At 51.0% G+C, this 24,518-nt stretch carries 22 protein-coding genes and 1 pseudogene; 17 read left to right on the forward strand and 6 right to left on the reverse strand.

Features of this window, described 5'->3' with window-relative positions:
- Positions 1-322: 322 nt before the first annotated feature.
- The 6 genes from P6574_RS03675 to P6574_RS03700 all read left to right on the forward strand — a co-directional run bounded on the left by P6574_RS03675 (position 323) and on the right by P6574_RS03700 (position 10,563).
- Positions 323-2,584 (forward strand): mechanosensitive ion channel family protein, encoded by a 2,262-nt coding sequence (locus tag P6574_RS03675; protein ID WP_310619037.1) that lies wholly within the window; start codon positions 323-325, stop codon positions 2,582-2,584.
- Positions 2,585-2,874: 290 nt separating this feature from the next.
- Entirely contained in the window at positions 2,875-3,891 is a 1,017-nt protein-coding gene (locus P6574_RS03680) for a DMT family transporter (RefSeq protein WP_310619038.1), read from the forward strand.
- 167 nt (positions 3,892-4,058) lie between these two features.
- Positions 4,059-5,054 (forward strand): ArsR/SmtB family transcription factor, encoded by a 996-nt coding sequence (locus tag P6574_RS03685; RefSeq protein ID WP_310619039.1) that lies wholly within the window; start codon positions 4,059-4,061, stop codon positions 5,052-5,054.
- A 3-nt stretch (positions 5,055-5,057) separates the two neighbouring features.
- Positions 5,058-5,984: a methylenetetrahydrofolate reductase [NAD(P)H] gene (gene metF / locus P6574_RS03690; protein ID WP_310619040.1), complete on the forward strand. Its 927-nt coding sequence runs from the start codon at positions 5,058-5,060 to the stop codon at positions 5,982-5,984.
- A gap of 42 nt (positions 5,985-6,026) precedes the next feature.
- A complete protein-coding gene (metH, locus tag P6574_RS03695; RefSeq protein WP_310619041.1) occupies positions 6,027-9,782 on the forward strand; it encodes a methionine synthase in 3,756 nt (1,251 codons plus the stop codon).
- Between the two features lie 337 nt (positions 9,783-10,119).
- Complete coding sequence (locus P6574_RS03700; protein ID WP_310619042.1) at positions 10,120-10,563, forward strand: tetratricopeptide repeat protein; 444 nt, start codon at positions 10,120-10,122, stop codon at positions 10,561-10,563.
- On the opposite strand, the gene P6574_RS03705 is transcribed toward P6574_RS03700, so the two are convergent.
- Positions 10,527-11,263, reverse strand: a protein-coding gene (locus P6574_RS03705) for an IS5 family transposase (RefSeq protein WP_310619043.1) whose coding sequence is annotated in 2 segments (ribosomal slippage) — positions 10,527-10,954 and positions 10,954-11,263 — 738 coding nt in all. Because the reading frame shifts where the segments join, the coding sequence is not laid out codon by codon here. The genes P6574_RS03700 and P6574_RS03705 overlap by 37 nt on opposite strands.
- A 93-nt stretch (positions 11,264-11,356) precedes the next feature.
- Between P6574_RS03705 and P6574_RS03710 the strand changes: the two genes are divergently transcribed.
- From P6574_RS03710 to P6574_RS03730, 5 genes and pseudogenes are all read left to right on the forward strand, one after another.
- Positions 11,357-12,292, forward strand: coding sequence for a tetratricopeptide repeat protein (locus P6574_RS03710; protein WP_310619044.1), 936 nt, complete (start codon positions 11,357-11,359; stop codon positions 12,290-12,292).
- A 74-nt stretch (positions 12,293-12,366) separates the two neighbouring features.
- Positions 12,367-12,795 carry a helix-turn-helix domain-containing protein gene (locus P6574_RS03715; protein WP_310619045.1) on the forward strand — a complete coding sequence of 143 codons (429 nt, stop codon included), beginning with the start codon at positions 12,367-12,369 and terminating at the stop codon, positions 12,793-12,795.
- A complete protein-coding gene (locus tag P6574_RS03720) occupies positions 12,795-13,094 on the forward strand; it encodes a transposase (RefSeq protein WP_310619046.1) in 300 nt (99 codons plus the stop codon). The genes P6574_RS03715 and P6574_RS03720 overlap by 1 nt, the downstream gene beginning before the upstream one ends.
- A 62-nt stretch (positions 13,095-13,156) precedes the next feature.
- Positions 13,157-14,220, forward strand: a protein-coding gene (locus P6574_RS03725) for an IS630 family transposase (RefSeq protein ID WP_310619047.1) whose coding sequence is annotated in 2 segments (ribosomal slippage) — positions 13,157-13,640 and positions 13,640-14,220 — 1,065 coding nt in all. Because the reading frame shifts where the segments join, the coding sequence is not laid out codon by codon here.
- 13 nt (positions 14,221-14,233) lie between these two features.
- Positions 14,234-14,488: pseudogene (locus P6574_RS03730) on the forward strand (transposase); the annotation flags it as partial.
- 802 nt (positions 14,489-15,290) lie between these two features.
- Here the strand turns inward: P6574_RS03730 and P6574_RS03735 are convergent.
- Positions 15,291-15,749, reverse strand: a complete 459-nt coding sequence (locus tag P6574_RS03735; RefSeq protein ID WP_310619048.1) for a BA14K family protein — start codon at positions 15,747-15,749, stop codon at positions 15,291-15,293.
- Between the two features lie 320 nt (positions 15,750-16,069).
- Complete coding sequence (locus P6574_RS03740; protein WP_310619049.1) at positions 16,070-16,330, reverse strand: hypothetical protein; 261 nt, start codon at positions 16,328-16,330, stop codon at positions 16,070-16,072.
- A 270-nt stretch (positions 16,331-16,600) separates the two neighbouring features.
- Between P6574_RS03740 and P6574_RS03745 the strand changes: the two genes are divergently transcribed.
- Positions 16,601-17,356 (forward strand): HugZ family pyridoxamine 5'-phosphate oxidase, encoded by a 756-nt coding sequence (locus P6574_RS03745; protein ID WP_310619050.1) that lies wholly within the window; start codon positions 16,601-16,603, stop codon positions 17,354-17,356.
- A gap of 124 nt (positions 17,357-17,480) precedes the next feature.
- Here P6574_RS03745 and P6574_RS03750 read toward each other — a convergent pair whose 3' ends face one another.
- Entirely contained in the window at positions 17,481-18,371 is an 891-nt protein-coding gene (locus tag P6574_RS03750; protein ID WP_310619051.1) for a DMT family transporter, read from the reverse strand.
- A 217-nt stretch (positions 18,372-18,588) separates the two neighbouring features.
- Between P6574_RS03750 and P6574_RS03755 the strand changes: the two genes are divergently transcribed.
- Positions 18,589-19,158, forward strand: a complete 570-nt coding sequence (locus P6574_RS03755) for a DJ-1/PfpI family protein (protein ID WP_310619052.1) — start codon at positions 18,589-18,591, stop codon at positions 19,156-19,158.
- A 215-nt stretch (positions 19,159-19,373) separates the two neighbouring features.
- Here the strand turns inward: P6574_RS03755 and P6574_RS03760 are convergent, their stop codons facing one another.
- Positions 19,374-20,033, reverse strand: a complete 660-nt coding sequence (locus P6574_RS03760) for a glutathione S-transferase (protein WP_310619053.1) — start codon at positions 20,031-20,033, stop codon at positions 19,374-19,376.
- On the reverse strand, positions 20,026-20,634 hold the full coding sequence (locus P6574_RS03765; protein WP_310619054.1) for a thioesterase family protein: 609 nt from the start codon (positions 20,632-20,634) through the stop codon (positions 20,026-20,028). The genes P6574_RS03760 and P6574_RS03765 overlap by 8 nt, the downstream gene beginning before the upstream one ends.
- A 131-nt stretch (positions 20,635-20,765) precedes the next feature.
- Here P6574_RS03765 and P6574_RS03770 point away from each other — a divergent pair, with 131 nt between their 5' ends.
- The 4 genes from P6574_RS03770 to P6574_RS03785 all read left to right on the forward strand — a co-directional run bounded on the left by P6574_RS03770 (position 20,766) and on the right by P6574_RS03785 (position 24,448).
- Positions 20,766-21,539: a sulfite exporter TauE/SafE family protein gene (locus P6574_RS03770; protein WP_310622099.1), complete on the forward strand. Its 774-nt coding sequence runs from the start codon at positions 20,766-20,768 to the stop codon at positions 21,537-21,539.
- A gap of 34 nt (positions 21,540-21,573) precedes the next feature.
- On the forward strand, positions 21,574-21,912 hold the full coding sequence (locus P6574_RS03775) for a hypothetical protein (protein WP_310619055.1): 339 nt from the start codon (positions 21,574-21,576) through the stop codon (positions 21,910-21,912).
- Positions 21,913-22,091: 179 nt separating this feature from the next.
- Complete coding sequence (locus P6574_RS03780) at positions 22,092-23,411, forward strand: class I SAM-dependent methyltransferase (RefSeq protein WP_310619056.1); 1,320 nt, start codon at positions 22,092-22,094, stop codon at positions 23,409-23,411.
- A gap of 92 nt (positions 23,412-23,503) precedes the next feature.
- On the forward strand, positions 23,504-24,448 hold the full coding sequence (locus P6574_RS03785; RefSeq protein ID WP_310619057.1) for a hypothetical protein: 945 nt from the start codon (positions 23,504-23,506) through the stop codon (positions 24,446-24,448).
- The last annotated feature ends 70 nt before the right edge of the window (positions 24,449-24,518 follow it).

Raw genomic sequence — 24,518 nt, forward strand, 5'->3', positions numbered from 1 at the left:
AAATCCCTAGTGTAAATTTTCATAAATATTATCAAGCTGTTATGAATAGCGGCGCCGCCGTAAAGTGCGTGTTTACCAAAGATAGTATTTGGCAGGTGGGCAAGGGGCGGATCTTTCACAAATATTCATCCGGCTTTTACCAAGCTCGAAAACGAGGGAGCTGAAACGGCAAGGCATAAACCCAACCTTGGAGGTTTTGCAGCTAGGCTCATTCAAGCTCCGTGATGGAGGGGTCACACTCCTTAACTTGATGCAGAGAAGTTCAATGCCTAGTGGTAAAACAGAGCACAGTTGTTTTGGTTCTTTTGTTCTACAATGCTTTATGGGTTTACTGTTGGTTCTAGCCTTGTGCTTGCCGCAGGAGGTTCAGGCTCAAAACCCTGTAATGTTGATGAAGAGTGTGAGCCAGAATGAGGAGGGAGGGCAATCACCGCTGCAACCTCAGCCAACTATGCCAGACCAAAGTAGCGGGACCAATGTTCCATCTCTTCAAGAAGCCTATCGTTTTGCCGAGGCCGGGCAGGCTGTTGTCGCGGATGTACCCAATGCACTTCAGGCAATGCAGCAAGCCATTACCGGTGCCAGTGCAATTGGTGATCCCAACTGGGTGATCTGGGCCGTTGTAGCCTCCGGACTTTCCATTTTACTGGGGCAGTTTGCCAGTGTGCAAATGCAAGGGTGGTCCAACCGCCGCTTTTTCTCCCTGTTCCAAGGCAGCTTGCAGCATCGCTCAGGCAAGATTTCCTTTGTGATGGCGCGGGCCATTGTGATGTTTATTGCGCTTGCCATAACCGGCTTTGTGGCTGGCTGTTCTATTTTGATTATGCTGGTGGGGCAGCCGCCCGCACGAATGACTGCCATGCTTATCCTGATGATGTTCCTTATTTATAAATCCCTGCGTATTCTTATTCAGAACCTGCTTGTGCCCTACACCCCCGAATGCCGTCTGCTCTACATTGGGGAAAGTGAAGCTAAATCCCTTTTTAAAACCTTGATGGTTGTAGCCAGCTTATGCGCTGTTGTGCTGGGCTTTTTCTTATGGATGGGGGATCTTGGTGTTGCCCGCAATACACTTGTCCTGCTTCAGGTTCTTTTGTCGTTTATTGCCAGTTCTTTATTTTCCGGCGTTGTACTGCTTCACCGGGAAACTGTAGCCAAGGCCATCAAGGGCGGTGAGCTGGAAAAAGGAGACACTTCAGGGCGTGGTCTTCTGGCATCGTTTTGGCATGTTCTGGCAATTGCCTATTTCTGGCTGGCGTTTTTAGTCACTGTTCACCGCACTGTTCTGGAACTGCCCTCCTCAACAGGCCTTGTGATTGCTCCAATTAAAATACTCTTACTGGCCTTTGTGTTCTATGGCCTCTTGTTGTTGGTGGTGGACCGGTTTTTGCTACCCCGCCTTGATACGCCTGCCAACCTGCGCTTGCTGGCAAAGCAGATTATGAAACGGGAGGGATATAGCGGGCATCACACGGATGAGGAACTGTCTCTCTCGCAGGCGGGCGCTGAAGCAATGGAGCGGGAGGAGGCGCGTGAACCGTTTCGCGGGCTTCTGGATCACGGCGCACAAATCCTGACTTTCTTGATGGCGCTGGGCTATCTGATTGTGGATTGGGGGTTTCCTATCATCAGCTCGGAGAGTGTCCTTGGGAACCTCTTTGAAGTCTCCATGATTTCCTTCTTTGGGTATATGGCCTATCAGGCTGTTGCGCTGGCGATTGACAGGAAAATGGAGCAGGAAAAACCGGAGGTGGAAGAGGAGGAAGCCGAGCACCATGACATGGGCGGACAGGGAGAAAGCCGCATTGCGACGCTTTTGCCTATTTTACGTAACTTTCTACTGATCTCCATCGCGGTGATCTGCTCCATGGTGGTGCTGTCCCAGTTGGGCGTCAACATTGCGCCTTTGTTTGCAGGAGCAGGCGTTGTGGGGCTTGCTGTGGGTTTTGGCGCTCAGACCTTGATCCGCGATATCTTTTCCGGCGCTTTCTTCTTGATTGATGACGCGTTTCGCAAAGGGGAATACATTGATATCGGGGATGTGAAGGGGACGGTGGAACGGATCTCCATCCGCTCCATGCAGCTACGCCACCACAATGGCCCCTTGAACACGGTGCCATTCGGGGAAGTCAAATTTGTAAAGAACTTCTCTCGCGACTGGGCCATGATGAAGCTGACCTTTCGGGTGACCTATGACACGGATGTGGAACGGGTGCGCAAACTGATCAAGAAATTCGGGCAGGAGCTTCTAACCCACCCTGATTATGGATCAAAGTTCTTGCAGCCGGTTAAGTCGCAGGGTGTGACCTCCATGGAAGATTCCGCCATGATTGTGCGCGTAAAGTTTATGACCAAGCCGGGGGATCAGTTCGAGCTGCGTAAAGTAGTCTACACGGGCATTCGCGATATCTTTACCCGCGAGGGCATTCAATTTGCCCATAAGGAAGTAAAGGTGAGGCTTTCGGAAAATGACGAGACACGCAAACTCAGTGAGGAGGAAAAACAGGCGGTTGCAGGGGCGGTTCTGCCGGTTATCGAGGCCGAGCAGCAGGAGGGGCAGCCAGTTAAAAAAGATGCAATGTGACTTATAAACTCTGTCCTGAGCGCGTGCCTGTTAAAGGGATACTCAGCATTGTTTGAGGGGCACTTTTGCCATGTACCGGCTGGGGATGTTCTTTGGCTGATATGTTCACAGAACCGTGAACTGGAAACGTACATGACCGGATCCGGTTGGTTTTTTGGACGAAATTAATTTCACTTACTATATTATAAACAATAGGTTAACCATCATGTCTCAACCGTGATGACGGTGCGTAAGTATTTGTGATATTTTTCACTAAATTTATCAGCAATAATAATAAAGAGCTGTTTCAAATGCTTCGCACGATACTGAACCAGATCTACAACCAGCCTGTCCTATTGCTTGTAATAACAATGATGCTATGGGGGATTAACTCTTCTGTTGTTGTGATGGCTGTGGGAGATATCGGAGCGTTTACGGCGGTTTTCCTGCAAATGGTTTTAGCAAGTGCAGCGCTTGCTTTTGTCTATAGGGAACAGTTGCGAGAACACTTTGGCTGTGTGAAAAAGAATCTGGGGTTCTTTATCATTATTCCCTTCTTTGGGCTCACGCTTTCCTATGGCCTCTTTTACAAGTCTGGCCATGATATCAATGCGATCAATTTGGGTATATTGCAGGGTGTGACCCCTTTGTTTGTTCTGCTTGGCGGTTGGCTGATGTTTCGATCCTCACTCACACTTTTACAGGTGGGAGGAGTAATTCTGACCGTTGTCGGCGTGATATACGTTGGGAGTGAGGGAGACCTTACAGGGGTGTTTTCTACAGATTACAGCTTGGGGGATGTCCTCGTTCTGCTGATGGCGTTTTGCACGGCCCTTTATACGTTGATGCTCAAAGTACGCCCACGCGTTCCACTGCCTGTTTATCTGACTATTGCGAGTGCTTTTGCGGCAATTGGCGCAATTCCCCTCATTGTTATGGAAATTGCCGCCAGAGGGGTTGTTATTCCCAACCTGCAAGGCTTGGGAGTGGTTGTTTACATGGCCCTTATTCCGGGCGTTATGGGGCAGCTTCTATTCATGCGCGGGATCAGTTTGATGGGCCCTGAACGTGTTGGCCCATTCTTTAACCTAACTCCTGTCTTCAGCTGTATCTTTGCCATAGTTTTGCTTGGAGAAGTATTGCAGGTTTATGATGTGATTGGATTGAGTTTGATTTTGCTCGGTATTTTTGTGTCCGAGAAATTCAATGGGTCAGGACGTGGGTCGACCGGCGCAGGTGCGAAATTTCCCTATTCCAGCCCTACAGATTCAAGAGCTTTTTCCAAGGCTGTTAAAGCAGAGCAGGGATCGCGGCGCCCGCCTTTCTAGTTCCCTCCTTGTCAGTCAGTTGTCTTAACCACAGCAGTTTTGCCTAGAAAGTTCAATGAATAGAAAATATTTCCTTGTAGACATAAAGATATCTTTATATCATGCTGCCAATATATTTTCGTGAGTGTGAACCTTTGATCCAAGTCGTTAAAACCCCTGAGATTGAAATGCTGTCAGTTGATGAGCTTGTAAATTGTTTGCGAGCCAGTGGAGAGGAGACCAGAGTGCGTCTGCTTGCGCTGCTGGCTGAGGGGGAATTGACGGTTAAGGACGTAACCACAATTTTAGGCCAGAGCCAGCCGCGCATTTCCCGTCATCTCAAGCTTTTGTGTGAAGCGGGCATCATTCAGCGGTTCCCCGAAGGGGCTTGGGTTTATTACCGTTTGGGCGAAGTGGGGCCTGCGGCCGTTGCCCGTGCCGTGCTGCATTCTGTAGACCAGCAAGACCCCATTCTGGCTGCTGACAGGGAGCGCCTTGATACCATTCGCCGCCAGAAGGCCGAGGAAGCAGCCGCTTTTTTTGCCTCGCGCGCCGACAACTGGGACAAGGAGCGCACGCTGCATGTGCCTGAAGAGGCAGTCGAAAAGGCAATGCTGGAGGCTTTGGGCACCCAGCAGTTTGACAGCTTTTTGGACCTTGGCACAGGCACAGGTCGCTTGCTGGAGCTGTTCAAGGGGCAATACGCCCAAGGCATTGGCATTGATGCCAGCCAGAACATGCTCTCGGTTGCGCGAGCCAACCTTGAAAAAGCACAGATTTCCCATGCGCAGGTGCGGCAGGGGGATATTTACGCGCTGCCTATCGCAGCTCGCTCCGCCAATGTGGCGGCGATCCATCAAGTGCTTCACTTTTTGGAAGAGCCTGCCCGCGCTATTGCAGAGGCTGCACGGGCGCTGCGCCCAGGCGGGCGTTTGCTGGTTGTGGACTTTGCACCGCACGATCTTGAATTCCTTCGGGAAAAACACGCGCACCGCCGCCTTGGCTTCTCTCATGAGCAGATTGGCCGCTGGCTGGAGACTGCCGGACTTGAAACCATAAAAATTCAGGACCTTGTTCCTGATGACACTATTAAGAACCAATTAACTGTCACAGTGTGGTTGGCTCAGGATCGCAGAATTGCGACTGACGCTCCCATTTTGAACCAGACACAGGAGCTTGCCTAAAACATGTCTGAACATGCTATTGACCGCCGCTTCCAACTCAATGGTGCCTCCGATATTTCCGTATCATTCGAGTTTTTTCCGCCTAAAACGGAGAAAATGGACCAGATTCTGTGGCAATCCATCACCCGTCTGGCCCCGCTGCACCCCAGCTTTGTCTCCGTGACTTACGGCGCAGGCGGGTCTACCCGTGAGCGTACCCACGCCACAGTTCAGCGGATTGTGCAGGAAACAGATTTGAAGCCAGCTGCTCACCTGACGTGTGTGGACGCGACAAAAGACTCTGTAAACGAGGTGATCCGCTCTTATTGGGATGCAGGCGTGCGCCACATTGTGGCTCTGCGTGGAGATCCGGCCGCTGGCCTTGGTGCCCCTTATCATCCACATCCCGAAGGGTACCAGAATACGTGCGACCTAGTGGCCAGCATTCGTGAGATTGGCGATTTTGAAGTTTCCGTTTCAGCTTACCCTGAGCGACACCCGCAAAGCCCCAGCTGGGAAGTGGAACTGGATGTCTTGAAAGCCAAGGTGGATGCAGGGGCAACCCGTGCCATAACCCAGTTCTTTTTCGATAACGTGCACTATCTGCGTTATGTGGAGCGGGTGCGCGCTGCTGGTATCAATATTCCGATTATTCCGGGCATAGTGCCGGTTACCAGCTTCAAGGGCATTTCGGGTTTTGCCAAGAAAACCGGTGCCTCTGTTCCTCAGTGGTTGGCACACCGCTTTGAAGGGCTCGATGACGATCCCAAAACCCGCGAGTTGGTGGCTGCTGCTGTTGCTGCCGAGCAGGTGATGGGCCTTGTTGATGAAGGCATTGATGACTTTCACTTTTACACCATGAACAAGGCCGACCTTGTTTACGCAACTTGCCACATGCTGGGCCTGCGCCCCGCCCAGCCAGAGCTTGAGCCGATTGTTGCCGCAGCTTAAGCGGCAACCAACCCCATATCTCTTGAACTAAAGATTGCCAATATGAGCGCCCATACCAAGACATCCGGTTTAGAAATTTTTGCTGCCCTGCAAGCGGCTGCCAAGGAACGTATCCTCATTCTTGATGGTGCCATGGGTACCATGATCCAGAAACTGAAACTGGACGAAGCCGGTTATCGTGGAGAGCGCTTTAAGAGTTGGAACCAGCCGGTTCAGGGCAACAACGACCTGTTGATCCTGACCCAGCCGGATGCCATCCGCCAGATACACTATGAGTATCTGCAGGCCGGTGCCGATATTGTTGAGACCAACACTTTCTCCTCCACCACCATTGCGCAGGCCGACTATGCAATGGAAAGTCTGGCTTATGAGCTGAACAAGGAAGGCGCACGCCTTGCAAAAGAGGCTTGCCAGAGAATTGAGGCCGAAGACCCGAGCCGCCGCCGTTTTGTGGCAGGTGGCCTTGGCCCCACCAACCGCACAGCCTCCATTTCTCCGGATGTGAACAACCCGGGTTTTCGCGCCACCAGCTTTGACGAGCTGAAAGACGCCTATGCAGAAGCTGTGCGGGGCCTGCTGGATGGCGGGGCGGACCTGCTTCTGGTGGAAACCATCTTTGATACCTTGAACGCCAAGGCTGCGCTGTTTGCCATTGAAGAGGTGTTTGACGAGCACGGGATCGAGCTGCCGGTGATGATTTCCGGCACGATTACCGACCTTTCCGGCCGCACGCTTTCTGGCCAGACACCCGAAGCTTTCTGGAACTCCGTTCGCCACACAAACCCGCTGTCAGTTGGCCTCAACTGTGCGCTGGGCGCCAAGGAAATGCGGGCGCACGTGGACGAGCTGTCGCGCATTGCCGATACGCTGGTGTGTGCTTATCCAAACGCTGGCCTGCCCAACGAGTTTGGTGAGTACGACGAGAGCCCTGAATTTATGGCGGGGCTTTTGGAAGAGTTTGCCAAGTCCGGCCTTGTGAACATTGTGGGCGGGTGCTGCGGCACCACGCCGGACCACATTAAAGCCATTGCCGATGTGGTGGAGGGTGTTACGCCCCGCAATATCCCTGAGATTCCACGGCTTATGCGTCTTTCCGGCTTGGAGCCGTTTACGCTGACCAAGGAAGTGAACTTTGTCAACGTGGGCGAGCGCACCAATGTGACGGGTTCAGCCCGTTTCCGCAAGCTCATTAAAAACGACGAGTTCGACACGGCGCTGGAAGTGGCCCGCTCCCAAGTGGAGAACGGCGCCCAGATCATCGACATCAACATGGATGAAGGGCTTCTGGACAGTGAAGAAGTCATGGTCACCTTCTTGAACCTGATTGCTGCGGAGCCGGATATCGCCCGTGTGCCGATCATGATCGACAGTTCCAAGTGGTCTGTCATCGAAGCGGGTTTGAAATGCGTTCAAGGTAAGGCCGTGGTGAACTCCATCTCCATGAAGGAAGGGGTGGAGCCGTTTAAAGAGCAGGCCAAGCTGGTGCGCCGTTATGGGGCAGCCGTTGTAGTGATGGCCTTTGATGAAACCGGACAGGCGGACAGCTTCGAGCGCAAAACGGAAATCTGTAAACGTTCCTACGACATTCTGGTGAATGAAGTGGGCTTCCCGCCTGAAGATATCATCTTCGACCCCAACGTATTTGCGGTTGCCACAGGTATTGAAGAGCACAACAACTACGGCGTAGACTTTATTGAGGCTACAAAGTGGATTGCGGAAAACCTGCCGCACGCCCATATTTCCGGCGGTATTTCCAACCTGTCGTTCTCCTTCCGTGGCAACGAGCCTGTGCGTGAAGCCATGCACTCCGTATTCCTTTATCATGCCATCAAGGTTGGTATGGATATGGGTATCGTGAATGCGGGGCAGTTGGCGCTCTACGATGATCTGCCTGCGGAGCTGCGCGAGCTGTGCGAAGACGTTGTTTTAAACCGTAGGGATGATGCTACTGATCGCCTTCTGGATGCTGCCGACAAATTTAAAGGCGCGGGCGGCAAAAAGCGTGAGGTGGACCTGTCATGGCGTGAAAACACTGTTGGCAAGCGTCTTGAGTTTGCACTGGTTCACGGCATTACCGACTTTATCGTAGAAGATACCGAAGAAGCCCGCCAGAGCTTTGACCGCCCGCTGCATGTGATTGAAGGCCCGCTCATGGATGGCATGAACGTGGTGGGGGACTTGTTTGGCGCGGGTAAAATGTTCTTGCCGCAGGTGGTGAAATCCGCCCGTGTGATGAAGGCGGCTGTGGCCTACCTGATGCCGTTTATGGAGAAGGAGAAGGAAGAGCAGGGCCTTGAAGGGTACTCTTCCAACGGTAAAATTCTCATGGCGACGGTGAAGGGCGATGTGCACGACATCGGCAAGAATATCGTTGGTGTTGTGCTTCAGTGTAACAACTTCGAGGTGATCGACCTTGGGGTAATGGTGCCTGCTGCCGAAATCATCCGTCAGGCCAAAGAGCATAACGTGGACATTATCGGCCTTTCGGGCCTGATTACCCCATCACTCGATGAAATGTGCCATGTGGCTGCGGAAATGGAACGCGAGGGGCTGGATATTCCGCTGCTTATTGGCGGGGCGACGACTTCCAAAGTGCATACGGCTGTGAAAATCCATCCCAACTACGCCAAGGGGCAGGCCATTTATGTGACTGATGCGGGCCGTGCTGTGGGTGTGGTTTCCCGCCTGATGTCCGAAGGGCAGCGGGAAGGGTTTTACTCGGAGGTTAAAGAGGAATACGTGAAGGTGGCGGAAGGCCATGCCCGCTCTCGTGGCAAGAAAGTTCGGGTGGCTATTGAAGATGCCCGCGCCAGCGGCCCTTCCTACTCATATGACGGGGCCAATACGCCGGTTAAACCCTCCTTCCTTGGTGTGAAGTCTATCACTGATTTTCCTTTGGAAGAGATTGTTCCTTACATCGACTGGACGCCGTTCTTTCTGGCTTGGGAGATCAAGGGCACATACCCCTCGGTGCTGAGTGATGACCGCTACGGCGTTGCCGCAACGGCGCTCTATGAAGATGCGCAGGCGATGCTCAAGGAAATCGTCGAGAAGAAGTTGCTTCAGGCCAACGGGGTGATCGGTTTCTGGCCGTGTGGTGCGGATGGGGATGATATCGTCCTTTACACCGATGACACCCGCAAAGAGGAACTGACACGCCTGCACACATTGCGCCAGCAAATGGACCGCTCACGCGCCTCCACAGTTCGCGCCAACATGGCCCTTTCAGACTTCATCGCGCCAATTGAGACGGGTATTCCCGACTATGTGGGTGGCTTTGCGGTCACCTCCGGTATTGGTGAGGAAGCGCTGGCCCAGCACTATGCGGACCAAGAGGATGATTATAACAAGATCCTCTCTCAAGCTGTTGCTGACCGGCTGGCCGAAGCCTTTGCGGAAAAAATGCATGAGCTGGTGCGCGTGGACTACTGGGGCTATGCCCATGAAGAACGCCTTTCAAACGAAGACCTGATTGCGGAAGTCTATAAGGGCATTCGTCCGGCCCCCGGTTACCCCGCCCAGCCGGACCACACGGAAAAAGACACCCTGTGGAAGCTGCTGGATGCGGAAAACAGAGCCGGTATCAAACTGACCGAGAGCTTTGCCATGTGGCCGGGCTCGGCAGTCTCCGGCCTCTACCTTTCCCACCCTGATAGCCACTACTTCGGCATCGGAAAAATCGGGCAGGACCAAGTGGCCGACTACGCCCGCCGCAAAGGCTGGGACCAAGCCACGGCTGAACGCTGGCTCGCCCCGATCCTCAACTACGACCCAAACCAGAGGGAAGCTGCTGAGTAGGGGCGCAGTGGCATACAGTACCAATAACGAAGGCTCCGGATGATTTTCGGGGCCTTTTTTGTTGTGAGCGAGTAATCTGGGTCCCGGATCAGCGCTTCGCTTGTCCGGGAAGACGTCTTTTGGACCGTAAGCCCCAAAGGCACCCACAGTCATTCCGGCCACCGAGCCGGAAGCCAGTAAACTTGAATGATATGTATTTTGCGTTGCTGCTCGCTTGGTGAAAGGAACATCAACTACCTATGGTGGTGTTGTTTTTAATTTGGTAAAAAGCTTCAAGAATGTTCTCATATAAAGCTGAAAAAATGTGCAGTCATGGCGCTTGGGTAATGGGGAAAAGATGCGATATAAAACACGGTTAGTACTCTTGGCGCTATTGTTGGTCGGGGGAGTGGGGGCATCCATACCAGCGCAGGCAGGCGATGAAGCGCGAGTGTCCTATGATGAGATTGATGCGCTTTATGTGAAGGCTGAGAGTGGAGATACAGAAGCACAGTTAGAACTTGCAAAAAAGTATGCTTTAGGCCAAGGCACCCCCAAGAAGCCCATACAGGCGTTCTACTGGTACAGCAAAGCTGCTGAACAAGAGCATGCACGCGCTCAGCTCTCCCTTGGTAAAATGTATCATATTGGTGAAGGGACCGCTGTAAATCATGAAAAGGCCGTTCACTGGGTAACGAAATCAGCAAAACAGGGCCATGCACCTGCACAGTTTTATCTAGGACCTGTTTACATACTGCGAAACCATTACCTAACAGCAGCTATGTGTAGGAAGCCTAAGTAACTGCAAGCTGTTTTGTCATAGCGGGTGGCAACCCTTCGGGCTGTTTTAAGTTTGTTGAAGCAGCGTTCAACTTGATTTCGCAAAACGTAGATGAAATGGTCTATTTCTATGGGCTCCTTACGACTTCGTCGTCCGGGTATTACGGCTGTGCCGCCATTGGCTTGGCAATGCTCACGAATACGATCCCCGTCATAACCTCGATCCGCGATCAAAACCTTGGCGGTAGGTCCACCTGCGTCATAAAGGATGTCATATCCTTTATAATCGGAGACTTCGCCACCAGAAATTTCAAGACGTATCGGGAGTCCCATAATATTGGCGATCAGGTGGACTTTCGTCGTAAAGCCACCTTTTGAGCGGCCAAAACCCTGTTTTTGAGTCCCCCTTTTGCGCCCGCCGCCTGCTGGTGGGCACGGATGACAGCGCTATCAATCATATGAACACTGGAAGGGAGTGAAGTACTGTCATTCAACACGGACAGGATCAATTCCCACAGCCCTGCTTGGCTCCATCGGCGGAATTGTTGGTACACACTGATCCATTTCCCAAACTCTTCGGGCAAATCGCGCCACTGTGCACCAGTTCTGGCAATCCAAAAGATCCCATCAAGAACACGGCGGTGATCCTTTGGTTTACGACCACCTCGTCCCCGTATGGCAGCGACAAACTGCTCAAAAAACGCCCATTCATCATCACTCATCAAGTGCCGTGCCTAGGTAACCTCTCAAAAAGATACCTTGAATCACAAACTGATGGATTTGTGAATCCTATTTGTAAACAGGTCCTAGGTTGGATGTACGAGGATGGCGAGGGTGTTCCGCAGGACTATAAAAAAGCCGTGTATTGGCATCACGCAGCAGCGGAACAAGGGAATGTAAAATCTCAACATAATCTTGGTGGGCATTACTACAATGGAAATGGAGTGTCACAAAACTATGAGCAAGCTTTTTATTGGTACTTAAAAGCGGCTGAGCAGGGAGGCGCCGGTTCTCAATACACTGTCGCTCTTATGTATAGTAAAGGTCGCGGTGTTGCTCGGGACTATGATAGGGCACTGGAATGGTACAAAAAAGCCGCCCATCAAGGAGATGCTGAATCTCAATATAGTATTGGGTGGATGTATTATGAAGGGGAAGGCGTTCCACAAAGCTATGAGCAGGCGCTGGACTGGTATCATAAATCGGCCACTCTGGGATTTGCAATGGCACAGCATAATTTGGGACTAATGTTCCATAAAGGAGAGGGAGTTGAACAGAATTTCAAGAAAGCCTTCTACTGGATTAGCCTAGCAGCTGAGCAAGGAGAAGCTTTTGCCCAGAGATTTCTCGGTGCAATGTATCAAGATGGCGAGGGAACGACTGCAGATTACAAACTTGCTTTATACTGGTTCCAGAAGGCGGCAGAGCAGGGAGACGCAGATGCTCAGTTTCGGCTTGGTTGGATGCATTTCAATGGGGAAGGCACTCCTAAGAATAACGCAGAAGCCATTATTTGGATAGAGAAGTCTGCAAGAGCCGGGGATGCGCTGTCTCAGTATGTGTTGGGTTTCCTTTATGAAATTGATAGGGAGCAAACATGGAGCCAAGAGACTATCGCATATTGGTATGAAAGATCTGCAAAGCAGGGCATTGCTATGGCTCAGCTGAAACTTGGGTGGAGATACCATGAGGGTAAAGGGGTGCTAAAAAGTGATCGACAAGCCTATATCTGGTTTAGTTTAAAGCAATGAGGCGCAACGCTGAATCGATTGGGGATTCCCAATCAGGTTGATTTGTGATTCACTCCTTTTAGGGAGGAGATCACATGGGCCGGCCACTTTCACTTGATTTACGCCTTCGCTTTAAAAGGCTCATTTTATCCGGGATGAGCGGGCGTGAAGCAGCACGCCGCCTGCTGATCTCTCCAGCATCAGGATCTCGCTTGGCCCGTAAAGTTCGGGAGGGGCAGAGTTTAATCCCGGTCAGGACAGGGCGCCCAAAGGGAGGCGGAAAATTGGAGCCCTACCTCTCCTTCTTGCGCGAGCTGGTCAATCAAGACGGAGATATCACGTTGATGGAGTTATGTGATGCACTTTTCATGGCTGAGGGAGTGAGGGTTCACCATACTTCCGTCTCCAAGGCTTTGCGCCGTCTTGGCTACACCTATAAAAAAAATCGTTGGTGGCAACCGAGCGTGGCAAACTCCATGTACAAAATGCCAGAGATGAATGGCGCCACACCCGTCAGCCTATAATGCGTGATCTGCCTGAGAGACTGGTGTTTCTCGATGAAACCAGTGTTAAAACGAATTTAACCCGGCTGCGAGGCCGAGCCTTTAAAGGGGAACGAGCCCTTGACACAGCGCCGTTTGGACGCTGGCAGAACCAGACCTTTATCGCCGGTTTGACCCACGAGGGACTCATTGCGCCCTGGGTTCTGGACGGGGCCATGAATGGCAAGGCATTCACCACTTATATCACGACACAACTGGCTCCATGCTTGCACCCTAAAACGGTGGTCATTCTGGATAATACCAACGGCACCTGTTTTTGACTCGGGATGAGGATTCCCAAATCACTTGAATTGTGATTCAACATTGGGAAAGGAGATTCCCAATGTCAGCGATCCCATTGCGCCGAGACTATGATGCTTCTTCGTTACGAACTCTTGCTTGTCAAAGTAAGGATGTCAGGCAGAGCCGCCGCCTTCTTGCTCTTGCTGCTGTTTATGATGGGTTGTCGCGCTTGGAGGCGGCACGCATGGGCGGCATGGACCGCCAAACACTGCGAGACTGGGTGCATCGGTTTAACGCAGAAGGGCCGCACGGCCTGTACAATCGTAAGAGCCCGGGCCGTGTCCGGTGGTTAAATAAAGAGCAAATGGCTGAATTTGCAGATCTGGTTGAGGCCGGGCCTGATTTACAACAACACGGCGTAATTCGCTGGCGTCGGCGGGATCTGCAAGGTGTGATCGAGCAGAAGTTTGGGGTCAGCTATAGCGAAAGGGCTATTTCAAGCCTCCTCAGAGTTCTGGGATTTTCTCGGGTCAGCGTTCGGCCACAGCACCCGGCACAGGACGAGCAAGTTATGGAGACATATAAAAAAACTTCCATGCCCGGCTTAAAGAAATAAAAGCGCGCTTGCCCTCACAAACATCCATGGAAATCTGGTGGCAGGACGAAGCCCGCATTGGTCAAAAAAATGGGCTCACCAGAAGGTGGGCAAAAAAAGGAACGAGACCACGGGCTCCCAGCGACGGGCGCTATCAATCAACTTATGTATTCGGGGCCATCTGCCCCGCCCACGGCAAAGGGGCAGCACTTGTTTTGCCCAAAGCCAATACCAATTCCATGCAGCTTCACCTTAAAGAAATCAGCCGAACCGTCGCCAAAGGGGCGCACGCAGTGGTCCTGATGGATCAAGCGGGTTGGCATACAACGGCAAAACTGAAGTTGCCTGATAATATAACCATCTTGCTGCTCCCACCCCGTTCTCCGGAGCTCAACCCGGTTGAAAATGTTTGGCAGTACTTACGGCAAAACTGGCTCTCTAACCGAACCTTTCAAGACTACCAGGAAATTGTCGATGCCGCCTGTTCCGCTTGGAATAAGCTTATTCAACAACCCCACACAATCACATCAATCGGTAGACGAAATTGGGCGCATACAGGTCAATTATAAGTGCCGTTGGTATAACCTGTCCACACACAAAGTTCCAGAAGCCGCAAGGGCCCTCAGACAAAGCGGGTGTTGGTTCCTTTTTCTGCCGCCCTATTCTCCTGATCTCAATCCTATCGAAATGGCGTTTTCCAAGCTCAAAGCACACCTACGCAGAATGAAAGCCAGAACCTTTGAGACCTTGATAAAGGCTCTGGGTGACATATGCGATCTGTTCACACCCCAAGAGTGTTGGAATTACTTCAAGGCAGCTGGATATGTTTCAGTATAAAGGCTCAAGACTATAGCTGCCCTTAGTGGAGATGAAGATGCTATGGCGGCGAAAGAATTGTTCACGGCTTCGGTCTTAACACCTGAAGAGTTAGCGGGGGCTCAAGACGAAGTTAAAGTTCTTTTTGGGAGGATGGGAGAAACTCAGGCAAACTAGTCAATTGGGTGGAGAGGCTGGTTCTGGCCTTTGATACCAGAAAGCCAGCGGTTTGCGCTGGCTTGGGGTATGGGGAAATTTTATGTTCTATTAAGTCTTGATTGCCCTTGTGCTTGCCTAGAGAAGACCCAGTACAACTGCTCCCAGAAAGGAAAAAGCGAGCATAATGGCAAATGCGTTAATGCTGCGAGATACGATCATTGTTCTCTACTCCCTTAGCTCTCTTATAGGTGGGAGTTTAGGGGAAAATTTCAACCAAGGAAAGTATAAAAGTAGCTCCCCCTAAAATGTGATAATAATCTACTGGGAACTATTTTTTTAGAATTATATTATTTTCAGATTTACTTGTTGTATTGGGTTGAATCTATTGGGTGTTATGGTTCACCTTGATTTCGATCAATTTCTATATAATTTGTTTTACTTCCTATATATTGATGCTGGTTTGTAATATATTTGGATATAGTTTGATTCTATTAAAATTAATATATTTTTAAAAGTATTTTTCAAAGAAATTTAGGTGCTTGAGTGGGTTTGCCTCGCCAGTTTTCTTGGCAGCGTTGAGCCCTTATATTAACAAACGGTACACGAATGCATGGAAGCGCACCGTTTGTGTTTTTGAAACCTGTCCGTTCACTCCATAAGTATTTTACTGGCAGAACTTTTGAACGCCGGAGTAGGTGGTATATGTGCCGGTGCTTGCGTTGAAGCTGCGGTATTTGGAGGCGCAGTAGCTGTACCACTGGGAAGACCAGGGCTGAAGCTGCTGGTAAACGGGTGGGGGAGCAACTACGGCCACAGGCTGCGGTGTGTAGGCAGGGGGCGGGGCTGGCTGGTAGTAGCGGGCCTGCGCATTGGAGGCGAGCAGTGCCCCTGTGGCAACACCTAAAATTCCAATTGCTGCGGCACCTGCAGGACTGATGCCATTTCTACGGTGCTTGCGGTGCTTATGGTGGTGTTTTTTGTTCACCTTGGTCACTTGTGTCACTGTGGTGTAGTTGTTGGTGATGTAGGTGTTTCTTTTTGGTCCCGCATTTGCTGTTGCAACGGATGGAACCAGAATTATGCCTGCAAGAGCAACGGAAAGTACTTTCTGTTTAATAGCCATTTTTGCAACTCCGTTTGTGTAGAATTCGTCTGTTGCAGCTAATTAACCAAAGCGGGGCTTAACCAAGTGTGAGAGGCCTATTCATATTCCGTTCATGTTGGGAACTGTGCTCATAAGGCGCTGAAATATAGAAATATATTTTTCTGAGCCACTATGGAGTTGTTTTAAAATTTGATAATATCTGTCATTTCTAATCGTTAGATTTGAGAATAGAGAGCGCGATGTATTCGGAGTGGCGCTCTCTTTGATATAAACTGAACATTACTTGCCCAGAATTTATCGCTATGTTTTTCCTAAGGGCATTATAACCCTATCTTAGATCAGCGCGGTTTACACTCTGCTTGCAAGTGTACGACGCCATCTTCTTCTGTTTCTTTAACATTCGTTAATTGCCGACCAGAGCAAAGAGTAAGTCGAGCGTACTGTTTAGCTTCGGCAGAGGTATATCCCTTGGGGTTATATGTCCCGTAAATAACGCCCTCTTTCTTTTCTGCCTTGAAGATGTTCGGGTTGTTTTTTACGGTTGCACAGGCAGACAAGGTCAGCGCAATAGCGATGACCAGCAAATTGGCATGTTTCATATTCTCTCTACTTATTCTCGTTTAAAGACACCTACTTGCAGGACGGTTACAAGCTGTCAATGCGCATAACCCATAGGGTAATCCGGCTGCTTTTGTAGGAGATAAACTTTAACGGGAACGCGCTTTAAGGGTTTATATCAAACCGCGCAGGGTGCTCTTGTAGGCTGCATTTCACTCATATAAATTGTAGAGTTGGGGCGCTTATGTACTTTCGGGATAAAATAATTTATCGCGGTAAGCCATCTGATTTTTGTGGAGTAATTGAGCACTATGAATAAGAAGCAGGACATTATTCGTCCAACGGATGACGAGGCACGGCGGTTGGCTGTAGATCTGGTGCATACGGCCCGCACGTGCTCGCTGGCTGTTCAGCATAATGAAACGGGTGCTCCGTTTGTAACTATGGTCGGCTTGAGCGTGGATGTGGACGGAGCGCCGTTCCTGCTAATCTCCGAGCTTTCTGTTCATACAGCTTGCCTGAAGGCCAACCCGAATGCTTCGATTCTGGTGGGCTCTACCGGAAAAGGCGATCCATTGGCTCATCCACGGCTGACAATTATGGGCAACTTTGAAAAAGTGGAACGGGATAGCCCCAAACACAAATGCCTCAAGGCCAATTATCTCTCGCGCCACCCCAAAGCCAAGCTTTATGTGGACTTTGGTGATTTCTGTTTTTACCGGATGAAGGTGGAACGTGGACATTTGAATGGCGGGTTTGGCAAGGCATTTGTGCTGAAGGCGGATGAGCTTCTGGACACATTTGAGCACGTTGAGGATTTCGCTCTCGCACAGCGCAATGCCACTGATCATATGAATGACGACCATAGGGATGCCAACGCCTTGATCGCGCAGTATTTTTGTAAGGCGGAAGCGGCGGACTGGAGCATTGCCGGAATTGACCGCAATGGCATTGATTTTATCGCCAAGGAAACGATTGTGCGTTGCCGTTTTGATAAGCCTATTGAGGCGGACGAGATCAAGTCAACTTTGATTGGCCTGCTGCGCGAAGCGCGGGGTCAAGACTAGCTTTTGAAAAGTGGATGCCGGTTTTCGGGTAATGATACACGCCTAAACAATAGGTGAGAGCACTGAATTGCTTCTTGAAAGCTGCCCAGTGCTCTCACCTTTGACAGGTTTGCCAGCTATGCGTCTATGAGAACATCAGGACACAGCCAACGACAACCAGAAGCGCGCCGATCCAAGCACCGATGGCAGGTCGCTCCCGCGTTGTGATCCACAATATTGGCAGAAGGAGAACCGGAGTTGTGGCGGTGAGTGATGACACGATGCCCACATCTTCGCCTTCCAGCGCAAACAGCAGCAAGGTCATGCCAAGGCCCATTGCCAGCAGAGCCGAAGCGGCGGCTCTTCCAAAAATTGGGAGTGTCATGGGGTTTTGAAGCTTGAAGCGTGGGTTGGGCAGCAGCATCAATACGGAAAGACCAATGGCAGCGACGAAGCAGCGGCCAGCTGCGACGGCTACAGGGGGCACTTCCGCTTCCATAACGGGGCGAATGATAATTGACCCCGTTGCCTGACACAGGGCAGCAAGCAAAGCCAGCGACACACCGACCCATAGCGGCCCCTTCACCTGTTCCCACTCATGCAGCTGTGAGCGCCGCTTGCCAAAAACGATTGCCAGTACGACACCGAGGAAAACGAGTGCAATTCCCGTGAGTACCTCCAGGGAAAGCTCTTCTCCCAAAATAGTCCAGCCCATGATGGTGGTAAAGGGGGCATTGGCGGAGTAAAGCACAGCGGTGCGCCGTGGGCCTACTCTGTTAAGTGCCAGATAAAGAAGCGTATCACCCGACAAAATTCCAATGAAACCGGAGAGGAATATGGGCAGGAGATGCGAGGACCCAACGGACTGCCATTGACCGCCAATGAAAATATAGGCTCCCAGAACAAGGGCCACAATCCACATTCTGGCGCGGTTAAAGCCAATTGCTCCAAGATGGCGGGCAGGGCGGGCAGAGATTGTACTGCTCAAAGCCCAGCATACCGCTGTCGTCAGGGCGGCTATCTCATAGATAGACATGGTACTCACTGATCCCAAAGGTTACAGGGATATAAGGGCCCCGTAATTTTGACAATAGAGGTAAAAACAAGCGTTGGAATTACCCTGTGGGAAAGGCTGGGGAATTGCTTTGGGCTTGGGAAGTCGTGGCATTAAGTTGATAGGTTGGATGTTAAGGCTGGAGCTACATCAGAAGCTACGGTGTTGCTTGTTCTTTAAGTTATTGGGGGTCGTGAAAATGTCGAAACTTGCTTTGATCGTGACAGAAGGGTTTGCCGATTGGGAATATGCCCTGATTGCAGGAACAGGTGGACCTTACTATGGGATTGAGATCCGCTTTTTTACCCCGCAGGCTGGGGAGGTGACTTCCTTTGGCGGGCTGAAAACCGTTGTTCCGAATGATCTTGAGGCATTGCTTGAATGGCTGCCGGAGACCGTTGTGGTTGTGGGGGGTAGCATTTGGGATACGGAACGGGCACCGGATATTAGCAAGGTTCTGGTGGCCTGCTATGAAAATGGTGCCACCATTGGCGGTATTTGCGGGGGTACTCTTGCGCTGGCCCGCGCCGGACTGCTGGACAGTGTTGCCCACACCTCCAACAGCGTTGATTTTCTTGCCCAGAACGCAAAAGGGTATGTAGGCTCCAAGTATTATAATGAAACGCCAGCGGTCGTTTCACAGGACCGTATTATCACAGCAGCTGGAACTGCCCCTGTCACCTTTGCCTGCGCCGCTCTTACAAGTGCTGGGGTCAGCGTTGAAAATGTGAATGAACTCAAGCAAAGGCTTGCTGCCGAACACGGGTAGCGTGTTTGTTGTTTAATAAAGAGGTCCTAATACCAAGCTGTATTATTTGAAACCTATAGGAAATCTCTTTCCAATTCTGATGACACTGGACCCCGGATCAAAACCGGGGCGACATCCTTGATCCTTTACGAGGTCATACCGGCCACCACAAATGATCCAGTAGGCTCCTCTTAATACTGATTAGTATTACATGGTGATTTCTTACCGAACCCTGCTCAAGGAAAGTGAACCGGTTCGCTTTCAGGTTCCCATAGTGCCCACTTCTGTCCGAAGACGGTTTTGAAGGCGGTGCTTTCCAGACGCTGGCTCAGCCAGTCTTGTACCCGCTGGGGAGCATGGGTGGCGAAGGCTTGCTTGTCTGCGTTGGCAAACTGCCTGACAAAGGGAAACAGGGCTTGATCTGCAAGGGAGAGGCGCTGTCCAAACAGGTAGGGCGTTTTTTTGAGACGTTCGTCCAGTTTCCCCAGTTCCGCAATGGCCTTGGTGTAGTGCACTTGTGGGGCGGCGTCTTCATAGCGGGTGGCGTATTTGAAGCGGTCAAGGTGGTGCTTGAAGTCGCCATCCATTGCGCCAATAAGGTCCAGCATGTCTTCACGCGAGCCCTGTTGCGGGGTGAGGAGCTGCTGCGGGTCGTTATTCCCCAAGGCCCACAGCATGATATCAAGGCTCTCATCCACCACAGTGCCATCTGGCAGCAGCAAAACGGGCACAGTGCCTTTAGGGGATATTGCCAGCATGTGGGCAGGCTTGGCCCGCAGAACTATCTCGCGCAGTTCTACCATGGTCTGGCTGGACACCAGACCAAGGCGGGCGCGCATGGCATAGGGGCAGCGCCGAAAAGAATATAGAACCGGAAGCTGGTGTTTCTTATTCATGGGAGTTGGAGGGCTCTTTTTGGTCTGCTGGCTTTAGTGCGGTCGAGTCCTGCCGGTCATACTGTTGAAAGCTCTCGTTTGTCGCCAGAAAATCACGGATGTGATCTTTAAGCTCGGGTTGTGGCAGAGTATGGCCGCTCATTTTCACAATGTCTTGAAACGGAACAAACGTGCGGTTGGCGCGGTCATAAATGCCCACCTTAAACAAAGCGGTGGAGGCAATTGCCCCTTTTTTCTGGCCTTTGCGAAAACGCAGACGCTGCTCCATGACTGCGGTTGGTCCATCCCAATAGGCCAGTTTGGTTTCCATAACAAACGGCTCCCACAAACGCAGCTCCCGCCGGAAACGGATGGACGCGCCGGACACAACAGGGGTCCACTTGTTCTTCCAGATAACTTTCCAAAGGCCGGAGCGAACAGTCAGATCCAGACGCCCGTAATCCATCATCACCAGATACTGGCCGTTGTTGAGATGGAAGTTGGTATCCAGATCGGACGGCAGAACCCGAAAATTCAGCCGTGAGACTTCGTCGGCGTGGGTGAAGGCCTTGTAGAAGGGAAGCTTGAATATGTACAGCAGCAGTCGAAACCATAAACGCATGGGGTATTCCTAAAAGCTCTTCGGGGGATTTTTCCCTATCCTTTTAGGGGCTATAAATTATTTGTCCAGTCGTTCAACAGGTGAACTGGACTCTTATGTGAGTTCTGCTAGCGTTATCTTTGGTCTTAACTTTGCTCAAGCGCTGGAAGGGCAGAAATATCCTCTCATTTATAAGTTACTCCCCTTCAGAGCTGGTTCTGATCGCCCTGATTTTCTTGTTTGCAGCCTTCGTAAAGGGCGTTACAGGAATGGGATTTTCGACAACCTGTCTGCCGTTCTTGGTTTATGCTGTGGGGCTGAAAAGGGGGATGCCGCTGATTTTATTGCCATCGCTGGCCAGCAACTTCTTTATCATGAAAGATGCAGGACACTTTCGCGAGGTTCTTGTCCGCTTCTGGCCCATGCTCCTTGCAACGGTTGGGGGGGTGATTATTGGGCTATGGCTTCTTAATCTTGTGCCGGTTATTGTTGCGACCACATGCCTTGGGGGCGTGTTGAGTGCCTATGCCATTTTCGGGTTCTTCACTCCAAACTTTCGCTTGCCCGCAAAAGTGGAATCAATTCTGGCTCCTGTGAGCGGCTTGATGACCGGCGTCTTGAACGGGCTTACAGGGTCACAAGTGATGCCGGTACTGCCCTATCTTCTATCCTTGAACCTCAACCGAAATGAATACCTACAGGCCATAAACTGCTCGTTTTCACTGTCAACGATTGTCATGGCCATAGGGCTTTACAAGATTGGCCTTCTGGAAGTGGGAGCTGCCAGCATTACTATTTTGTCACTGCCTCTTGTTTACATTGGAACAAAGCTCGGGGGCAGGGTGCGCAATATGCTGCCCGACAGTGTTTTCACCAGCTTCGTCCATGTTTTTCTGTTTGTGCTCGGAGCCAGCTTGATTTTTTAAGAGGTTCTAGCTGCTCTATTTAAAATGAGAGAGTGTGAGCCAAACCTATTTCTCTTTTACTCCTGCGGAGCGGGGCGCCATACTGGCCCATGTTTACAGTAAGGTTGCCGGGGTGGTCTTGGGGCTTTGGCTGCTGGCGACAGTTCCGGTTATCTACGCAAATATGACGCTTGGAATCGTTCTCATTGCTTATACAGCCTTTGCCTTTTCCAGCACGTCCTACCGAATAAGGACAGCATGGGAGCGACCTTTGAGGCTTTTGAACGGTTTTACGACAGGCACGATCAATGGACTGAGCGGTTCGCAAATCGTGCCGATCATGCCCTACCTACTTTCGATTGATGCGGGGCCGCTGAGACTGTGCAGGGGGTGAACTGTGCGGCATGGTGCGCGGGCGTATGTCTGAGGAAGTGTTACGCCTGAGTATTCTTGTTCTTCTGATTTTTAGGGGTTGGGGCTGGTGCTGCGCGAACTCTAGCTACCCCTCAATTATCATAGTGGTTGTCTGGAGGTGGAAGGGGTACGCTCCTTGCTAGAATATGGGGGAGTTCTATGGCTTCATCGGAGAGCAAACTAAAAGCTGCCCGGGCGGCACTGGAACATATTCACACTGTCATTCAGCCGGGGTTCGGGTTTCGTCTGTGGGACGGCTCTACAATTCCCGCGGCTGGCTTGCCCGTTCTGGTGACCATTAATGATGAGGGTGTGATTTCCACCTTGCTGCGACGCCCCAAACTGGAAACCTTGATTGATGCTTGGGTCCAAGGGCGTATTGATCTTATAGGCGGCTCCCTGTTTGATTTGGCAAGCCTGCGCCCTTCGGGGAAAACAAGAGGTTTGAGAAGAAATCTGAAAAAGCGCTTGCTGTTAAAAGCGGCTTTACCATTTCTTTTCTCGAGTTCTTCACTGCGCCCTTCCGCCAGAGTTGACGGTGAAGGCCGCCGGGACGGGAGCGAAGCTTCCAACAAGCGCAACATCTCGCATCACTATGATGTTTCCAACGAGTTCTATCGGTTATTTCTTGATGAGCGGATGGTCTACACCTGCGGATATTTCACGGATGAGCAGAAGGCTTTAAATCAGGCGCAGCTGGACAAGCTGGATATGATCTGCTGTAAACTGCGCTTGCAAAAGGGAGACCGGCTTCTGGATATCGGCTGCGGCTGGGGTGCGCTGATTTGCTTTGCCGCTCAAAATTACGGGGTGGTCGCCCACGGGGTTACCCTTTCCGAAGAACAGGTCAAGCTGGGGCGCGAACGCATTGCGGCACATGGTCTGGATGAACGGGTGCGGATTACCCTGCAAGATTTTTCCAAGCTGAAAGGGAGTTACACCAAAATTTCCAGTATTGGCATGTTCGAGCATGTGGGACTGAGAAACCACAGGACTTATTTCAAGGCCGTCAAGAACCTGCTGGAACCGGGAGGTATCTACCTTCATCACGCCATCACCAGACCGGGCAAACTGACAGACAAGGCCTTCAACAAAAAGCCTGCAGAGTATAAAGCCCTGATCCGCTACATTTTCCCCGGCGGCGAGCTGGACCATATCGGCATGTCCTTGCGTAATCTGGAAGCAACCGGCTTTGAAGTGCATGACGTGGAAGGCTGGCGCCGCCACTATGCCTTGACGACCCGCCACTGGGCCGAGCGGCTTATGGAGCGTAAAAACGAGGCGAGCGTGTTGGTTGGCCCGCAAACCTACCGCATGTGGGAGCTCTATCTATGCGGTGTTTCCCTTGCTTTTGAGCGGGGGGCAGCCCAGATCTTCCAAACAGTTGCAACACGCAAAACCAAAGGAACAAGCGCCTTGCCTTTGACACGGGACGAGCTTTACAGGCATGAAATGAAGACCTTGCCAGAGAAGGCTTGAAGACTGGCTCATGCCTTGAACCTTCGTCTACCTGTGATAACTACCGGTAGTTGTGTATCCTTAAACTTTTAATTTAATGGATAATCTTGGGCATGATTGAAAATTTCGTTCAAATTCATCAAGGGTTTGGCCTTGTATATTTCTGGCTGCTTCTCGTCGTGGTCCTTGTTTTTTCCTTTGTTGCAGCACTGCTAATTCCACTTCGTATCAAAGTGGGCTTATTCAGAGTTCCTTATATTTTTCTTTCGTCGACATGTGCGCTGGGTCTTGCCATCCCCATCTACAATTATCCCCAGTACGCAGCCAGTTTGCTAGGACTGAGAAATTTTGATGGTTTCTTTTTCGTCTTTGCGCTGATTGTGGTTGTTGATACGTTCATATTTGGGCTGCTCTCCAGAGCGCGTGCAATCAATGCCACAGGACGGCGGAGGATGGCCCTCTTCGGTTTGGTCCCCATTTTAACTTTCGTTCTATGGCTTCAGCGTCCACGCAAGGAACTTCGAGATTCTATCCGTCGCCCTTGGATCGTCAACTGGGCAGGTGTTATCGTAAGCTTGTTTATGCTGTTCACCGCCAATGGAATGGTAGAGGATGCCAGTGGCAGAATGGAGAGCTTTATTAAAAAGCTGGATGAACCTGCTTCCAAGCAAGAGCAGCCGGTCAGCACTCCCAAACGGGACCCAATCAAAAACTATGCGTCTCCAATGTTCGACGAAACTGGTCTGGGATCTGCCCTTTACAAGTTTACCAAAGAGGTTGAGCTTCCTGTTCGCAAGGAAGAAGGCGTTTTGCTGGTTGCGGCTGTTGCCTACGGAAAGAAGCTGAAGCTGACCTACAATACTGCTGAGGCAAGAGAAAAAATGGATGCCTTGGAGCAGGGGGCTTATGCCGAGTATTACTGCGAGATGCCTATTTATAGGAAATTCCTGAAATATGGCGCTGTGATTGAAAGCCAGTTTATTTCTTCAAAAGCGGTAGAGTGGGAAAAGTTTCAGATCAACATAAGTGACTGTGACAGCCAGAATTCCAACGTTTGAGGAGAAAGTCCAGAACTGTATGCTCATGAGCATACCGCCAGAAAAACCAAGAGGCTGAACTTTGAAACAA

The sequence above is a fragment of the Pseudovibrio sp. M1P-2-3 genome, assembly GCF_031501865.1.
GTDB classification, from domain to species: domain Bacteria; phylum Pseudomonadota; class Alphaproteobacteria; order Rhizobiales; family Stappiaceae; genus Pseudovibrio; species Pseudovibrio corallicola.

Bases quoted from the DNA above. Each gene is read 5' to 3' on its own strand.
- P6574_RS03715 (WP_310619045.1), top strand. From the start codon at position 12,367: ATGGGCCGGCCACTTTCACTTGATTTACGCCTTCGCTTTAAAAGGCTC.
- P6574_RS03765 (WP_310619054.1), bottom strand. From the start codon at position 20,634: ATGCGTTTATGGTTTCGACTGCTGCTGTACATATTCAAGCTTCCCTTC.
- metH (WP_310619041.1), top strand. From the start codon at position 6,027: ATGAGCGCCCATACCAAGACATCCGGTTTAGAAATTTTTGCTGCCCTG.
- P6574_RS03700 (WP_310619042.1), top strand. From the start codon at position 10,120: ATGCGATATAAAACACGGTTAGTACTCTTGGCGCTATTGTTGGTCGGG.
- P6574_RS03685 (WP_310619039.1), top strand. From the start codon at position 4,059: ATGCTGTCAGTTGATGAGCTTGTAAATTGTTTGCGAGCCAGTGGAGAG.
- P6574_RS03720 (WP_310619046.1), top strand. From the start codon at position 12,795: ATGCGTGATCTGCCTGAGAGACTGGTGTTTCTCGATGAAACCAGTGTT.
- P6574_RS03760 (WP_310619053.1), bottom strand. From the start codon at position 20,033: ATGAATAAGAAACACCAGCTTCCGGTTCTATATTCTTTTCGGCGCTGC.
- P6574_RS03675 (WP_310619037.1), top strand. From the start codon at position 323: ATGGGTTTACTGTTGGTTCTAGCCTTGTGCTTGCCGCAGGAGGTTCAG.
- metF (WP_310619040.1), top strand. From the start codon at position 5,058: ATGTCTGAACATGCTATTGACCGCCGCTTCCAACTCAATGGTGCCTCC.
- P6574_RS03750 (WP_310619051.1), bottom strand. From the start codon at position 18,371: ATGTCTATCTATGAGATAGCCGCCCTGACGACAGCGGTATGCTGGGCT.
- P6574_RS03780 (WP_310619056.1), top strand. From the start codon at position 22,092: ATGGCTTCATCGGAGAGCAAACTAAAAGCTGCCCGGGCGGCACTGGAA.
- P6574_RS03710 (WP_310619044.1), top strand. From the start codon at position 11,357: ATGTACGAGGATGGCGAGGGTGTTCCGCAGGACTATAAAAAAGCCGTG.
- P6574_RS03755 (WP_310619052.1), top strand. From the start codon at position 18,589: ATGTCGAAACTTGCTTTGATCGTGACAGAAGGGTTTGCCGATTGGGAA.
- P6574_RS03680 (WP_310619038.1), top strand. From the start codon at position 2,875: ATGCTTCGCACGATACTGAACCAGATCTACAACCAGCCTGTCCTATTG.
- P6574_RS03785 (WP_310619057.1), top strand. From the start codon at position 23,504: ATGATTGAAAATTTCGTTCAAATTCATCAAGGGTTTGGCCTTGTATAT.
- P6574_RS03740 (WP_310619049.1), bottom strand. From the start codon at position 16,330: ATGAAACATGCCAATTTGCTGGTCATCGCTATTGCGCTGACCTTGTCT.
- P6574_RS03745 (WP_310619050.1), top strand. From the start codon at position 16,601: ATGAATAAGAAGCAGGACATTATTCGTCCAACGGATGACGAGGCACGG.
- P6574_RS03735 (WP_310619048.1), bottom strand. From the start codon at position 15,749: ATGGCTATTAAACAGAAAGTACTTTCCGTTGCTCTTGCAGGCATAATT.